The sequence below is a fragment of the Noviherbaspirillum sedimenti genome (genome assembly GCF_003590835.1).
In the GTDB taxonomy this organism is placed as follows: domain Bacteria; phylum Pseudomonadota; class Gammaproteobacteria; order Burkholderiales; family Burkholderiaceae_D; genus Paucimonas; species Paucimonas sedimenti.
Window position 1 is genome coordinate 3,606,233 of record NZ_QYUQ01000002.1, and the last position, 14,590, is coordinate 3,620,822.

Here is a 14,590-nt window from a genome sequence, read left to right on the forward strand (position 1 = left end):
TTCATGAGCCAGACTCCCGCTACCGTCCAGAAGCCGCAGGTCCAAGATCATACTGCGGGACAAACTCGTAGCGCGGCCAACGCCGGCGCGGGCGGCGAGGACGGCGCCAGGGTCAAGCGGCGCATTCGCGATGCTTTCCTGCAGCCGTCGGCCTGGACCCTGTTCTTCTTTGGCTTCGCTTCCGGCCTGCCCTTCCTGCTGGTGGCCGGCACCCTGGCTTACTGGCTGAAGGAAAACGGCATCGCGCTAAAGGAGATCACCATGATCGCCAGCGCGGGCCTGGCCTATTCCTTCAAGTTCCTGTGGGCGCCGCTGGTCGACCGCCTGCGGCTGCCGCTGCTCGGGCGGCTGGGTCAGCGCCGCAGCTGGCTGCTGCTGGCGCAGGTTGCGGTGATGGTCGGGCTGGGGGCGATGGCTTCAGTGACGCCGTCGCAACTGGGTCTGTTCATCGGCCTGACCCTGCTGGTGGCCTTTGCCGGGGCCACCCTGGATATCGCGGTGGATGCCTATCGCATCGAGATCGCGCCGGTCGAAGCGCAGGGGGCGCTGGTGGCAACCTATTCGCTGGGCTACCGGATTGCGCTGATCGTCTCCGGCGCACTGGCGCTGGTGCTGGCCGACCATACCGTCTGGCCCAACGTCTACCGCGCGATGGCCCTGTTCATGCTGGTGCCCATCGTCGCCAATCTGCTGGCGCGCGAGCCGGAAGTGCTGCGCGTGCATGCGCAAAGCTGGGCTCAGGGCATGCGCGAAGGCGTGGTCGAGCCGTTTGCCGACTTCTTCCGCCGCTTCGGCGGACGGGTGGGCCTGATGATCCTGCTCTTCATCCTGCTGTTCAAGATTTCCGACCAGGCGCTGGTGGGCGGCATCATGGGACCGTTCTACCTGGACCAGGGCTTCACCAAGACGGAAATCGCCACGATTTCCAAGGTCTACGGCATCTGGGTGGGCATCGGCGGCGCCTTCCTCGGCGGTGTCGCGGTGGTGCGCTGGGGCGTGGAACGTGCGCTGCTGGCAGGCATCGTGCTGGGCGCGCTCTCCAATCTGCTGTACCTGTGGCTGATCGGCGCCAACGGCGACGTGGCCATGCTGACCCTGGTGATTTCCGGTGAAAACCTGGCGCAGGGCGTGCTGGGCACCACCGCCGTGGCCTACCTGTCGGCGCTGGTCAACCAGCGTTATACTGCCACCCAGTATGCGCTGTTCAGTTCGCTGATCACCCTGCCGGGCAAGGTGCTGGGCTTCTATTCCGGCCGCATCGTCGAGGCAGTGGGTTACGCGCCGTATTTCTGGATCACCACGCTGGCCATCGTGCCGGCCATCGGCCTGTATTACTGGCTGCGGCCACGCGTCAGGCTGGAATCGTCCGAGGAAAAACCTGATGCAAACTATGTCTAAATGTCGCTTGCCTGGGCGTCTTGCCATTCTGCTGACGCTGGCGTGCGCGCTCGGCGCGGCGCAGGCGCAGGCGCGCGAGCCGGAAGCAGCGGGCGAGGGTGTCCAGGTCGGCAAGATGTCCTCGCTGCGCAATCTGGTGCCGCAAGAGCAGCTGGAAGCCAGCGCCGCCCAGCAATACACCGCCATGAAACAGCAGGCGCAGCAGCAAAACGCGCTGATGCCGGACAGCCACCCGCAAGTGCGACGCTTGCGCGCCATTGCCGACAAGCTGGTGCCGCATGCGGTGCGCTGGAATCCGCACGCGGCCGAGTGGAAGTGGGAAATCAACCTGATTGCCTCGAAGGACGTGAATGCCTTTTGCATGCCGGGCGGGAAAATCGCTTTTTACACAGGCTTGCTGGACGGCTTGCAGCTGACCGACGATGAAGCCGCAATCGTCATGGGGCACGAAATCGCCCACGCCCTGCGCGAGCACGGCCGCGAGCGCGCCGCCAAGTCAGGACTGGCCAACGCCGGCGCCAAGCTGGCCGGCATCGGCCTGGCCGCCATCCTCGGTATCGATGCCAATCTCACCACCGCCGCCACCGGCCTGGGGGCGAACCTGACCATGCTGAAGTTTTCGCGCGACGATGAATCCGAAGCCGATGTGGTCGGGCTGGATATCGCCGCCCGTGCCGGTTACGATCCGCGCGCCGGCGTCGCCTTGTGGCAAAAAATGGGAAAAAGCAGCCAGAACGCGCCGCCGCAATGGCTTTCTTCGCATCCGGCCGGCCAGAACCGCATCGTCGAGATGCGCAAACAACTGCCGGCAGTGATGCCGCTGTATGCCAGGACGAAGGGCGTGCCGCAGAAATCTTTGCCGCCCTACCGCAGCAACGTCAAGGATATCGCGCCGATATCCTGACCAAGCCGGCGCGCCTGAACGCGGCCGAATTCGCCCTGGTCAAGCAGCACCCGCTGGTCGGCTACAACATTCTCAAGACCATCGACTTTCCCTGGCCGATCGCCGATATCGTGGTGCAGCACCATGAGTCGCTGGATGGCAGCGGCTACCCGTTCGGCTTGAAAGGCGAGCAGATCCTGGCGGAGTCCAGGATCCTGACCGTGGCCGATATTGTCGAATCGATGTCATCGGACCGGCCTTATCGTGCGGCGCTGGGCATCGACGCCGCGATCGCGGAAATTACCCACCTGCGCGGCAGCAAGCTCGATGCCGACGTCGTCGATGCGTGCGTGCGGGTCTTGCAGCGTGGTGAATTCTCGCCCAATCTCCTGCAATTGCAACCGTAACAGGGCTGAAGGAAATCGAGAAATATCGAAATGCCAGTAACATGATGAGTCACAAAACCTGCGCGGACCCCAGCCTGGCTGTGGTCGTGCCGGTATCGTGGCGCACGGGCAAGCAACTCTCAACTCTCCTTTGACGACCGCTGGGGCGCCTGTCGGACGCCATCGGCCGCTTCCGTGTGATTGTGATTGGCCCTCGTGCTGATTGTCTTCGGTTTGCTGATGACCGCGGGTGCACTGGCGTTGAATGAAGCGCATCCGGCGCACAACAAGCGCATCGCAGCCGTCACGGCCTCGCCGACGCCATCCTGGTGTTTTGTGGGGTGATGGCGTGTGTGTTGCTTGCTCTGTCGTGGCAATCTCGCATGCATATGCGACAAATGCGCCAAGGAGTAACCCCATGCGTAGTGTTCCTCAGAATGTCATCAAACACAAGGTCGGCCTGCTGAATCTGGCAGCCGAGCTTGGCAACGTATCCCGCGCCTGCAAGGTAATGGGCTTTTCCCGCGACACCTTCTATGTCGGCACCATCAAGGGTGTGGGACGCATCTATCAACAGACCTTTGTCGACACCTATTCGAAATGGGCTGCTGCCAAGCTATACACCGCCAAGACGCCCATTACGGCAGCGGACTTGTTGAATGACCGGGTCTTGCCGTTCTTTGCTGAACAGGGCATGGGTGTGATCCTGATGCTGACCGATCGCGGCACGGAATACTACTGCGGCAGGCCGGAATCGCATGACTACCAGCTGTACCTGGCCTTGAATGAGATTGAGCATACCAAGACCAAAGTGCGCCATCCGCAAACCAATGGCATTTGCGAGCGCTTCCACAAGACGATTCTGCAGGAGTTTTACCAGGTCGCCTTCCGCCGCAAAATCTACCGGAGCATCGAAGAGCTGTAAACCGATCTGGATGAATGGCTGAACTATTACAACCTGGAGCGTACCCACCAGGGCAAGATGTGCTGCGGCCGCACACCGATGCAAACCTTGATTGCCGGGAAGGAGGAGGCGTGGAAAGCCGCGATGAAAACTCTCATTTTTCATGCCGAAATCCAGCCGCATCCACTCCGCTTTCGGCAGGTAGTGCCGCCGGATTTGTATACGGCGACGTCTTTAATAGGAAATAAATAGCCTATTTGCGCCTCCCGCCATCTGGACTTCGCGTCATTTTTCCCTTCTTTAATGCGCTATGCACAGAAACTGTGCCTGACGTCCAAAAAAATGCATCAAATATGTCCAAATAAAGCATATGCGCTGGCATGCCATTTGCTCATATTGGCGGGTGGCAACGGTGGTGCGACACCGAGTCACGCTGATTCGACTCGCCGCATAACGCTAACCAAGGGGCAGGGATGACAGAAAATACATTTGGCAGGCTGGCCACCGGGGACGCATGCGCTGCTGCCGCCGACAAACCGGAAAAGGAAGAGGTCAAGGCCGGCTTCATGCCGCTGACCGGTCGCGTTTCGGTCGTCATGGCGGCAATCCTTGGGTTCGACAAAAAGTACGGTCAACACTTCGCTCAATGTGATCAGCGCGCGTATTCTCGGTCACTACAGCAACGGGATGGAGACAAGCCGCGCAGATCCGCATTGCGTGAGATTCCATCAGGACGGCGCGGTGAATTTGCCCTGGCTTTCCGATGGCATGTGGTTTCTGGCGCAGCACAAGCGTTGGGGTTTGTTAAGGGAGCATCCCGGCATCCGGGGACCACTCCGGTTTGGCCTCACAAGATAGTTGTCCGCCGAGGGGGGCAGGCGTGTCAGTGATGCTGCAATCAATTCTGCAAGTCGAACCTGCCGAAGCGCCGCTCGTCGTGATCGGTACCGGCCCGGTCGGCGTGCGCTTTGCGCAGGATCTGCATCGGCGCGATCCGTCAATTCCGCTTGTGATCTATGGCGACGAGCCGTGGGAGCCGTATAACCGCGTGCGCCTGTCGTCGTTCCTGGCCGGTGAGGCCGACTGGGCGGCACTGACGCAGGGACTGGCGCTGCCGCAGGGTCCCGGAATCGAAGCGCGACTCAATTGCGCTGTGCTGCAGATCAATTGCGCCAAGCAGGAAATCGAGGATTCGGCAGGGCGCACCCAGCGCTATTCCCGCCTGGTGCTGGCTACCGGATCGCGCCCGCGGATTCCCGACGTGCCGGGCATCGGCCAAGCCAACGTTTACGTATTCCGTGACATGGACGATACCCAGCGGCTGTTCGCGCGCCGTATCCGCAGCCGTCGCACGGTGGTGCTGGGCGGCGGCCTGCTCGGGCTGGAGGCGGCGCGTGCGATGCAACGCTTCAACACCGAGGTGCTGGTCATCGAAAACAGTGACCGGTTGATGATGCAGCAACTGGACCAAAAAGCGTCGGACCTGTTGCGCGCGCATGTCGAGGCGAGCGGGCTCAGGGTATTGACAGGCGCAGCCGTCAAGCGCGTGCACGGCGCAGGCGCGGTTACCGGCATCAGCCTGCGCGGAGGCGATGCCGTCGAGTGCGATACCGTCGTGATTGCCGCCGGCATCAGGCCAAACACCGACCTGGCGCTGCGGGCCGGCCTGAGCATTGGGCGCGGCATTCGCGTCAACGACCGCATGCAGACATCCGACCCGTATATTTATGCGATTGGCGAATGCGCCGAGCACCGCGACCGGGTGTACGGGATCGTCGCTCCCGGCCTGGAACAGGCGGCAGTCGCCGTGCATGCACTATGCGGCGGCGACGCCAGCTATGCCGGTTCGCTCCAGGCGACTCGTCTGAAGGTGCTCGACATGCCTGTGTTTAGCATGGGCCGCGTCGGCGAGCGCGACGGTATCGGCATGGCGAGCACGGCAGCTTACGAAGACAGGAACGCCAGCATCTACCGCAAGGTATTTGTCGAGCGCGGGCGTCTGATCGGCGCGATGGCAGTCGGCGAGTGCGAGGACCTGCGCCGGCTGCAGGAAGCGGTGACCGGCAATCGCAGGATCCTGCCGTGGCAGTTGTGGCGCTTCCGCCGCACCGGCTCGCTATGGCAGGAAGAAGAAACAAGCAGCGTGGTCAACTGGCCGGCAAGTGCAGTCGTCTGCAACTGCACCGGCGTCACGCGCGGTCAGCTGGGCGAAGCGGTGGCCGCCGGATGCCGTTCGGTCGAACAGCTGGCGGCCTGCACGCGTGCCTCTACCGTATGCGGTTCGTGCAAGCCATTGCTGGCCGAACTGGCCGGTGGCGCAGCGGTGCGCGAACCGGTGCGCGCGCATCGCCCGTTGTTGGGTGGCGCCGCTGCGGCACTGGCGTTTGCGTTGCTGATGCTGGCCGCGCCCGCCATCCCGTTTGCCGACACGGTGCAGCTGCAGTGGCGCTGGGACGACCTGTGGCTGGTCAGCCTGTACAAGCAGGTCAGCGGATTTTCCGTGCTCGGATTGACGGTGCTCGGCTTGCTGCTCACTTTCCGCAAGCGCTGGTCGCGCATCAGTTTCGGCGATTTCGCCATATGGCGCGTGCTGCACGTGGTGCTCGGATTGAGCGCACTGGCAGCACTGTATGTGCATACGGGAGGCAGACTGGGCAACCAGCTCAATTTCCTGTTGATGGCCAGCTTTTCCGGCCTGATTCTAGCCGGCGGCGTTGCCGGACTGATGATCGCGCAGGAGCATCACCTGCCGCCGGCGCTGGTACGGCGCTGGCGCGACAACAGCACCTGGATACACATCCTGCTGTTCTGGCCAGTACCCGTGTTGCTCGGGTTTCACATTTTCAAAACTTATTATTTTTAAAGCCTACTCGCGATGGCAAAGAAAAACCGCAGGGTACTGTGGATCTACTGGGGAGTGTTGAGCGTGGCGATGGTGGCATATTTTGCGACGGGCCTGTTCTACAAGGAAGCGGCGACGAATCCACTGCTGGCACCGGCGCGCGCGGCTTTCCTGCCAGGCCAGACCACGCACGGCCATTACCAGATCGAGCTGGCCTGCGAAAGCTGCCACAGCAAGTCGTTTGCCGGCCAGGAAGCAATCCAGGAGGCGTGCGTCAAGTGCCACGAGAGCGATCTGAAGGAAGCCAAGGACTCGCATCCGGCCAGCAAATTCGACGATCCGCGCAATGCCGACCGGCTTGAAAAGATCGATGCGCGGATGTGCGTCACCTGTCACGTCGAGCATAAGCCGGGCCTGGCGCTGGCGATGGGCGTCACGCAGCCGCAGGACGTCTGCTACAACTGCCACAGCGGCCCGGAGGAAATGCCGCAGGATCACAAGAATTTCAAGTTCGATGGCTGCACGGCGGCCGGCTGCCACAACTATCACGACAATCGTGCGCTGTACGAAGACTTTTTGCTCAAGCACGCGCAGGACGCCAAGCTGAACGACAAGCCGCAGTTGCCGCAGCGCGAATTTGCCGCCGCAGTGCGCGAGATGAGCACCTACCCGGCGGCGAAGTATCCGTTCAAGGCACTGTCGGCAACCGAGCAGGATGCGCCGGCCGGCAAGCGCGGCAGCGCGTCGTTGCAGGCCGACTGGCTCGGCACCGCGCATGCGAAGGCAGGCGTTAATTGCAGCGGCTGTCATGCCTCGGACGGCAAGGACGGCACCATGAACTGGACCGACCGTCCGACCGACCCGACGGCCTGCAAGGGTTGCCATGCCGCCGAGGACAAGGGATTTTTGGCCGGCAAGCATGGCATGCGGTTGGCGCAGGACTTGACGCCGATGACGCCTGGCGACGCCCGCCTGCCGATGAAAGCCGATGCCGCCCACAAGGAACTCGGCTGCACATCCTGCCATTCCGCACATCGATTCGATACCAAGACGGCAGCGGTGGAGTCGTGCATGAGCTGCCACAACGACAAGCACACGCTGGCCTACAAGGAGTCGCCGCACTACGCGCTGTGGCAAAAGGAAATCGCCGGGCAGGCGCCGCCGGGTTCAGGCGTGACATGCGCCAGCTGCCACATGCCGCGCATGCGGATGTCAACCGAAGACGGCGCGCGCATCGTGGTGCAGCATAACCAGAACGACACATTGCGGCCGAATCAAAAAATGATACGGGCAACCTGCATGAGTTGCCATGGACTCGGGTTCTCGATCGACGCGCTGGCAGATAAGAAACTGATTGACAACAACTTCAAAGGCATGCCGGCGCAGCACGTGCCAAGCATCGACATGGCTGTGGCAAAGGATGCGGCAACGCGCAGCAAGCGAAACAAACCGTGATGGCGCGCCGTCCGTGAGTGTGTGGTGTTTTTTTCAACCGTAAAGGAGATGGAAATGAAACGAAGTGCGCATTTGAAAGCAAGCAGTCTGGCAATCGGCGCGGTGCTGGCCGCCGCCGCGTGTTCCGCGCAGGCATCCGGCATCAGTCCAAAGGAAATGGCCGATGCCCTGCACGCCGTGATGGCGGCCGACCGGACCGTGTATACCCGTTTGATCGTCAACCGCCTGCAAAACGAGGAAAAGGTGATCAAGGCGAGCGAACACTGGAAGGATGACAAGGCGCTGGTGCTGCCGGCGCAGATGTTCCGTTTCGGTGCCGAAGAGGTGGCCAAGAGCAAGCCGAATTTCAGCTATACGCTGCTGTCGCTATGGCCGTTGAACAAGCAGAATTCGGCGAAGACGCCGGTGGAAAAGGAAGGACTGGACTTCGTCGCCAAGAACCCCGGGAAGAACTTCTACAAGGAAGAAACGCTCGGCAAGAAAACCTACTTCACGGCGGTGTATGCCGATACGGCGATTGCGCCGGCCTGCGTCACTTGTCACAACGACCACAAGGACAGCCCGCGTACCGATTTCAAGATCGGCGACGTGATGGGCGGCGTGGTGCTGCGCATCCCGATCAGCAAGTAAGCCGATGAAAGCCGCCTTGTGGATCGTTCTTGCCGGCGCGGCGCTGTTGGCGAAGCCGGCCGCGGCCGACGCCAGGTTCCCGAACTTTGCCGATCCGCATCTGGTCAAGGGCCGCGAAGTCTGGCTCGGCACCTGCAAGGCCTGCCATGCCACCGGCGTGGCGGATGCGCCGCCGGTGCATGACCGGAACGCCTGGCGGCCGCGCCTGGCCAAGGGAAAAGAGGTGTTGTATCGGCATGCGTTAAAGGGCTTCTTCGGCCCGCAAAGCACAATGATGCCGCCACGCGGCGGCAACGACAAGCTGAGTGACGAGGAAGTGAAGGCAGCAGTTGATTACATGATCGCAATAGTCAAATAAAGGAGTATTCCATGACACCGCTACAAATCACTCTCGTACAAACCTCCTGGCAAAAGGTGGTGCCGATCAAGGAAAAGGCCGCCGAACTGTTCTACGGCAAGCTGTTCGAAATGGACCCATCGCTGAAGCCGATGTTCAAGGGCGACATCGTCGAACAGGGGCGCAAGCTGATGGCAATGATCAATACCGTTGTCATGAAACTGGATCAGCTCGGCGATATCGTTCCCGCCGTACAGGACCTCGGCAAACGCCACGTCGCCTATGACGTCAAGGACAAGGATTACGATACCGTTGCCGGCGCCCTGCTGTGGACGCTGGGCGCCGGCCTGGGGGATGCCTTTACCGATGAAGTGGAGCAAGCCTGGACCACCGCCTAACCTGATCCTGGCCGGCGCCATGAAAGACGCTGCTGCGGCTGCCGCGGCCTGATTCATGAGCACCGAGGTCATGCTGGAGGCAGCGTCACTGACCGCTGCGCGCGGGGACCGGCCGGTTTTCATCGGCCTGGATCTGCGCGTGGAGCCCGGGCAGGCAGTCCATGTCACCGGACCCAACGGCAGTGGCAAGTCCACGCTGCTGCGGATCCTGGCCGGCTTGCTGTGTCCGGAGTCTGGCCAGATCCGATGGAACGGGTATGCGGTGCCGGCCGGCAGGCGGCTGCCCGACTGCTCGTATCTCGGGCACCGCAACGGCCTGAAGGCGGAATTGACTGCGCTGGAGAACCTGCGCGATGTTGCTGTTCTGCATGCTTACCGGTCGGATGAGGAGGGCTTGCTGGATGCGCTCGCAAAGGTCGGAATGGCCGGCGCCGCGCACACCGTGGCCGGGTTGCTGTCGCAGGGTCAGCAGCGGCGCATAGCGCTGGCACGCGTGCTGGTTGGCGCTCCACAACTGTGGCTGCTCGACGAGCCGACGACCGCGCTCGACCAGGCCAGCATCCGCATGTTCGAGAACCTGTGCGACCAGCACCTGAGTCGTGGCGGCATGCTGGTGTTTGCCAATCATCACCCCTTGCGGCTGCCGGCCGAACGGCTGCGCGAACTCGCCATCCCGGCAATCGCACATCGCATGGAACAGGAGGCGGCATGCTTGCTCCCGTTGGCAATCTGATCGCACGCGAGCTGCTGCTGGCATGGCGGCGCCCGTCGGCGGTGCTGACCCCGCTCGGCTTCTTCATCGCAGCAGTCAGCCTGTTTCCGCTGGCGGTCGGCCCGGAACGGATGTTTCTGGCGCGGCTGGCGCCCGGCGCGATCTGGGTCGCCGCGCTGCTGGCGACGCTGCTTGGCATGGAGCGCTTGTTCGAATCCGACTTCCGTGACGGCAGCCTGGAATTGATCGTGCTCGCACCGCAATCGCTGCCCTTGATGGTGCTGGGCAAGGTCGCGGGTTTCTGGCTGGGGGCGGGGCTGCCGCTAGTGTTGCTGACGCCGCTGCTCGGCATCCAGCTTGGCGTACCGAACAGCGAACTGGTGCAACTGACATTGTCATTGCTGCTCGGCACGCCAACGCTGTGCCTGGTCGCGGCAATCGCCGCCGCGCTGACGCTATCGCTGCAGCGCGGCGGCCCGCTGCTGGCCTTGCTGGTGCTGCCACTGGCGGCGCCGGTATTGATCTTCGGCAGCGGCGTTGCCGCTGCCACCACGCCGGTGGAATTGCAGGCGAATCTGTCGCTGTTGGCAGCATGCCTGCTGATTGCCGTTGTGTCGACGCCGTGGGCCACCGCCGCGGCACTCAGAATCGGATTGGAGTCTGCCTGATGCGTACTTGGAATATCTGGAAATATGCCGCACCGCTAGTCTTTTATCCGCTTGCCGGGCGTCTCGTGCCGTGGTTTGCCGCCGCCGCTGCGGTGTCCGGCGTGATTGCACTGTACCTTGGGCTGGTGGCGGCGCCGCCCGATTTCCGCCAGGGCGAGGTGTACCGCATTCTGTTCATCCATGTTGCAGCCGCCTGGATGTCGATGTTCATCTACGTGGTAATGGCCGTCTACGCCGGGCTCGGCCTGGTGTTCGGCACTCGCCTGTCGTCGTTGATGGCAAACGCGCTGGCGCCGAGCGGTGCGCTGTTTACCTTTCTGACACTGTGGAGCGGCGCACTGTGGGGCAAGCCGACCTGGGGCACGTACTGGGTGTGGGACGCGCGCCTGACGTCCGAGTTGCTGCTGCTGTTTCTTTATCTCGGCTTCATCGCGCTGCAGGCGGCAATCGACGATCCGCGGCGCGCAGCCAGAGCCGGCGGCGTGCTGGCACTGGTCGGATTGATCAACCTGCCTGTCATCTATTTTTCCGTGACCTGGTGGAATACGCTGCATCAGGGTGCTTCAGTCAATCTATCCGAAGCGCCGCAAATGGCCGGCATCATGGTCGTCGCCATGCTGAGCATGACATTTTCTTTCTGGATGTATGCGATCGCGGTCGCACTGGCGCGCGTGCGCTGCCTGATCGCCCGCGGCGAGGCCCGGCGCCGGTGGTGCTCGCAGGGTGCAGGCGACTGAAACCGAACCGGACTCGGATAAATGCAATCAACAGCAAGGAGAAAACGATGAGCCTGAATGAATTCCTATCGATGGGTGGCCAGGGTGCCTTTGTCTGGGGCGCGTATGGCATGACAGCACTGCTGTTCGCGCTGGAAGTGGTGCTGGTGCGGCGCTGCAGCGCGGCGACGCGGCGCAGCCTTGGCCAGGTTCACACTGCCGCGCCCGCCATGCGGCTGGAAGGTCGCCGGGGTATCTGATGAAAATTCTCAACAAGGAGCGCGCGCGACGCCTGGCCATGATCGCCGCCGGATTGCTGCTGCTGGCGGCGGCAACAGCGCTGATCCTGCAGGCCTTTCGCAGCAATATGGTGTTCTTCTTTTCGCCGAGCCAGATTACGGCAGGCGACGGTCCGCGCGACAAGGCGTTCCGGCTTGGCGGCATGGTCGAGCGCGGCAGCCTGCGGCGCGCTCCGAACGGGCTGGAGGCATCCTTCATACTGACCGATACGGCGAACCGGGTGCCGGTGGTCTACCGCGGCATGCTGCCCGACCTGTTCGGCGAAGGACAGGGCGCGGTGGCGTTCGGCCGCATGAACGGCAACGGCACCTTCGCAGCCGAAGAAGTGCTGGCCAAGCACGATGAAAAATACATGCCGCCGGAAGTCGCTGCATCGCTCAAGGCCGCCGAAGCGGCACGGAAAGGCGGGGCCAGATGATTGCCGAACTCGGTCAATGGTGCCTGGCGCTGGCGCTCGTGCTGGCTCTGCTGCAGGCGGCGCTGCCGCTGTTGGGGGCGACGCGTGGCGTCGATGGCTGGATGCGCACCGCGCACGCCGCCGCACGCGCGCAGGCGCTGTTTCTTGCGCTGGCGTTTGTCTGCCTGTTGGCGGTCTTGCTTGGCAACGACTTCTCGGTGCGCTATGTCGCAAACCATTCCAACAGTGGCCTGCCGGCGATCTATCGATTCGCCGCAGCCTGGGGCGGCCATGAGGGATCGCTGCTGCTGTGGACGTTGCTGTTGGCAGCCTGGTCGGCGCTGGTGAGCTGGCGCAGCGACAGCTTGCCGCTGGTTTTTTCATCGCGCGTACTGGCCATTCTCGGCATCGTCTCAAGCGGATTTTTGTGCTTCATGCTGTTCACCTCGAATCCGTTCGAGCGCCTGTGGCCGGCACCGCCGGACGGCGGCGACCTCAATCCGCTGCTGCAGGACCCCGGGCTGGTGATCCACCCGCCGATGCTGTACATCGGCTATGTCGGCCTGGCGGTGCCGTTTGCCTTCGCAGTGGCCGCGCTTTTGACCGGGCGCATCGATTCACACTGGGCGCGCTGGTGCCGGCCATGGACCATCGGCGCCTGGCTGTTTCTGACGCTCGGCATCGCCCTCGGCAGTGCCTGGGCTTATTACGAACTGGGCTGGGGCGGCTGGTGGTTCTGGGATCCGGTCGAGAATGCTTCCTTCATGCCATGGCTGCTTGCCACCGCGCTCATGCATTCGCTGGCGGTCACGGAAAAACGCGGCGTCTTCGCCGGCTGGACCCTGTTGCTGGCGATTGCTGCCTTTGGCCTGAGCCTGCTCGGCACTTTCCTGGTGCGCTCCGGCGTGCTGACCTCGGTGCATGCCTTCGCCGCCGATCCCGGACGCGGCGTGTTCCTGCTGGCATTGTTCGCATTCATCATCGGTGGCGCACTCTGCCTGTACGCGTGGCGCAGGGGACGCCTGGCGAGCAATTCGAGCTTCGCGCCATTCTCGCGCGAGGGATTGCTGATGCTGAACAACGTGTTCCTGTCAGTGGCAACCGCCTCCGTTTTGCTCGGCACGGTCTATCCGCTGGCGCTCGACAGCTTTGGCCTGGCGAAGATATCGGTCGGCGCACCGTATTTCGAGGCGGTGTTCGTGCCGCTGATGGCGCCGATGCTATTTCTGATGGGCGTGGGACCGCTGATGCGCTGGAAGCAGGGCTCGCTGCCGGATCTGAAACGCCGCCTGAAGTGGGCGCTGTTCGCAGCGCTTGCCTTCGGCCTGGTCACGCCCTATCTGCTGGGCGCATCGAGCATCGGCAGCAGCCTCGGCCTGGCACTGGCCGGCTGGCTCACCTGTGCGCTGATCGCGAGCGCGGCCGACAGCGTGCGGCACCGGCACGGGCTTGGCGCGTGGCGCAGCCTGGCTGCCCAGCCGCTGGCGTATCACGGCATGTTGCTCGCCCATTTCGGTATCGTCGTGTTGATTGTCGGGGTCACCATGGTCGGCGGTTATGCCAGCGAACGCACGGCGCGCATGGCGGTTGGAGATGCACTCGAATTGCGCGGTTACCGCTTCCGGTTTGACGCGGTGGAAACGCTGGCGCGCGACAATTACCAGGCGCGCCGCGCCAGCATTTCGGTGACGCGGGATGGCCAGCCGGTGACATTGCTGCAGCCGGAAAAGCGCTTCTATCCGGTCCAGCGCAGCGTGATGACCGAGGCGGCGATCGATCCCGGCCTGACGCGCGACCTGTATGTTGCGCTCGGCGAAGAATTGCCCGACGGCGCCTGGATTCTGCGGCTTTACCACAAGCCGTTTATCAGCTGGATCTGGGCCGGCTGCCTGCTGATGGCGTGCGGCGGCTTGCTTGCGCTCGGCGACCGCCGCTATCGGATGCGCACTGCGTCTGACGCCACGCCGGTGGCTGCGGCGCCGCTGAATCTGGGGGTGGAATGATGCGACGGTTTGTTCCTGCTGCAATTTTCATCGCGTTCTTGCTCCTGCTCGCCCTCGGGCTTGCGCCGCGCTCGCGCGACCTGCCGTCGTCCTTGATCGGCAAGAGCGCGCCGGCGTTCAGCCTGCCGTTGCTGGACGCGCCGCAGCAAACCCTGACGCCTGCCGATCTGCGCGGACGGGTTTGGGTGCTCAACGTCTGGGCATCGTGGTGCGGCGCCTGCCGCGAAGAGCATCCGATCCTGATGCAGCTGTCGCGCACGGCCCGGACGCCGATCTACGGACTGGATTACAAGGACGGACGCGAAGATGCGTCCGCCTGGCTGACGCGGCACGGCAATCCGTATCGCTCCAGCCTGTTCGATGCCGACGGCCGGGTCGGCATCGACTACGGCGTGTATGGCGTTCCGGAAACCTTCGTGATCGACCGGCGCGGTGTGGTACGCCACAAGCATGTCGGTCCGCTGACCGAGGAATTCGTACGCAACAAGTTGCTGCCGATGTTGGTGGCGCTCGAGAACGAGCCGCAGGCGGCACGGGCAAACAGTGAAACAGGAGGATGAC

General features: G+C 63.0%; 16 protein-coding genes and 1 pseudogene. All 17 read left to right on the top strand.

Going from position 1 to position 14,590, the window contains the following annotated elements:
• Positions 1–3 precede the first annotated feature (3 nt).
• The 17 genes and pseudogenes from D3878_RS16770 (at position 4) to D3878_RS16850 (ending at position 14,589) form a co-directional block, all read left to right on the top strand.
• A complete protein-coding gene (locus D3878_RS16770; RefSeq protein WP_199688188.1) occupies positions 4–1,398 on the top strand; it encodes an AmpG family muropeptide MFS transporter in 1,395 nt (464 codons plus the stop codon).
• Positions 1,382–2,302 carry a M48 family metallopeptidase gene (locus D3878_RS16775; RefSeq protein ID WP_233556367.1) on the top strand — a complete coding sequence of 307 codons (921 nt, stop codon included), beginning with the start codon at positions 1,382–1,384 and terminating at the stop codon, positions 2,300–2,302. Before D3878_RS16770 ends, D3878_RS16775 begins: the two co-directional genes overlap by 17 nt.
• Positions 2,299–2,688 (top strand): HD-GYP domain-containing protein, encoded by a 390-nt coding sequence (locus tag D3878_RS24405; protein WP_420799583.1) that lies wholly within the window; start codon positions 2,299–2,301, stop codon positions 2,686–2,688. The genes D3878_RS16775 and D3878_RS24405 overlap by 4 nt, the downstream gene beginning before the upstream one ends.
• A gap of 195 nt (positions 2,689–2,883) precedes the next feature.
• On the top strand, positions 2,884–3,012 hold the full coding sequence (locus D3878_RS24665; RefSeq protein ID WP_274381914.1) for a hypothetical protein: 129 nt from the start codon (positions 2,884–2,886) through the stop codon (positions 3,010–3,012).
• A 175-nt stretch (positions 3,013–3,187) separates the two neighbouring features.
• A pseudogene (locus tag D3878_RS16785) lies at positions 3,188–3,823 on the top strand (integrase core domain-containing protein); the annotation flags it as partial.
• Between the two features lie 637 nt (positions 3,824–4,460).
• Positions 4,461–6,434, top strand: coding sequence for an FAD-dependent oxidoreductase (locus D3878_RS16795; RefSeq protein ID WP_119786528.1), 1,974 nt, complete (start codon positions 4,461–4,463; stop codon positions 6,432–6,434).
• Positions 6,435–6,446: 12 nt separating this feature from the next.
• Positions 6,447–7,868, top strand: coding sequence for an ammonia-forming cytochrome c nitrite reductase subunit c552 (locus tag D3878_RS16800; protein WP_119786529.1), 1,422 nt, complete (start codon positions 6,447–6,449; stop codon positions 7,866–7,868).
• Between the two features lie 54 nt (positions 7,869–7,922).
• Positions 7,923–8,498, top strand: coding sequence for a Tll0287-like domain-containing protein (locus D3878_RS16805; RefSeq protein WP_119786530.1), 576 nt, complete (start codon positions 7,923–7,925; stop codon positions 8,496–8,498).
• A 4-nt stretch (positions 8,499–8,502) separates the two neighbouring features.
• A complete protein-coding gene (locus tag D3878_RS16810) occupies positions 8,503–8,856 on the top strand; it encodes a c-type cytochrome (RefSeq protein ID WP_119786531.1) in 354 nt (117 codons plus the stop codon).
• Between the two features lie 11 nt (positions 8,857–8,867).
• The gene (locus D3878_RS16815; RefSeq protein WP_199688189.1) at positions 8,868–9,233 is read left to right on the top strand and encodes a globin family protein; all 366 of its coding nucleotides are present in this window, start codon (positions 8,868–8,870) and stop codon (positions 9,231–9,233) included.
• Positions 9,234–9,288: 55 nt separating this feature from the next.
• Positions 9,289–9,966 (top strand): cytochrome c biogenesis heme-transporting ATPase CcmA, encoded by a 678-nt coding sequence (ccmA, locus tag D3878_RS16820; protein ID WP_119786532.1) that lies wholly within the window; start codon positions 9,289–9,291, stop codon positions 9,964–9,966.
• Positions 9,942–10,613 carry a heme exporter protein CcmB gene (gene ccmB, locus D3878_RS16825; RefSeq protein ID WP_119786533.1) on the top strand — a complete coding sequence of 224 codons (672 nt, stop codon included), beginning with the start codon at positions 9,942–9,944 and terminating at the stop codon, positions 10,611–10,613. The genes ccmA and ccmB overlap by 25 nt, the downstream gene beginning before the upstream one ends.
• The gene (gene ccmC / locus D3878_RS16830) at positions 10,613–11,350 is read left to right on the top strand and encodes a heme ABC transporter permease CcmC (RefSeq protein ID WP_119786534.1); all 738 of its coding nucleotides are present in this window, start codon (positions 10,613–10,615) and stop codon (positions 11,348–11,350) included. The genes ccmB and ccmC overlap by 1 nt, the downstream gene beginning before the upstream one ends.
• Positions 11,351–11,397: 47 nt before the next feature.
• Positions 11,398–11,589: a heme exporter protein CcmD gene (ccmD, locus tag D3878_RS16835; protein WP_199688190.1), complete on the top strand. Its 192-nt coding sequence runs from the start codon at positions 11,398–11,400 to the stop codon at positions 11,587–11,589.
• The gene (gene ccmE / locus D3878_RS16840) at positions 11,589–12,047 is read left to right on the top strand and encodes a cytochrome c maturation protein CcmE (protein ID WP_119786535.1); all 459 of its coding nucleotides are present in this window, start codon (positions 11,589–11,591) and stop codon (positions 12,045–12,047) included. The genes ccmD and ccmE overlap by 1 nt, the downstream gene beginning before the upstream one ends.
• Entirely contained in the window at positions 12,044–14,029 is a 1,986-nt protein-coding gene (locus tag D3878_RS16845; protein WP_119786536.1) for a heme lyase CcmF/NrfE family subunit, read from the top strand. The genes ccmE and D3878_RS16845 overlap by 4 nt, the downstream gene beginning before the upstream one ends.
• Positions 14,026–14,589: a DsbE family thiol:disulfide interchange protein gene (locus D3878_RS16850; RefSeq protein ID WP_199688191.1), complete on the top strand. Its 564-nt coding sequence runs from the start codon at positions 14,026–14,028 to the stop codon at positions 14,587–14,589. The genes D3878_RS16845 and D3878_RS16850 overlap by 4 nt, the downstream gene beginning before the upstream one ends.
• Position 14,590 lies beyond the last annotated feature (1 nt).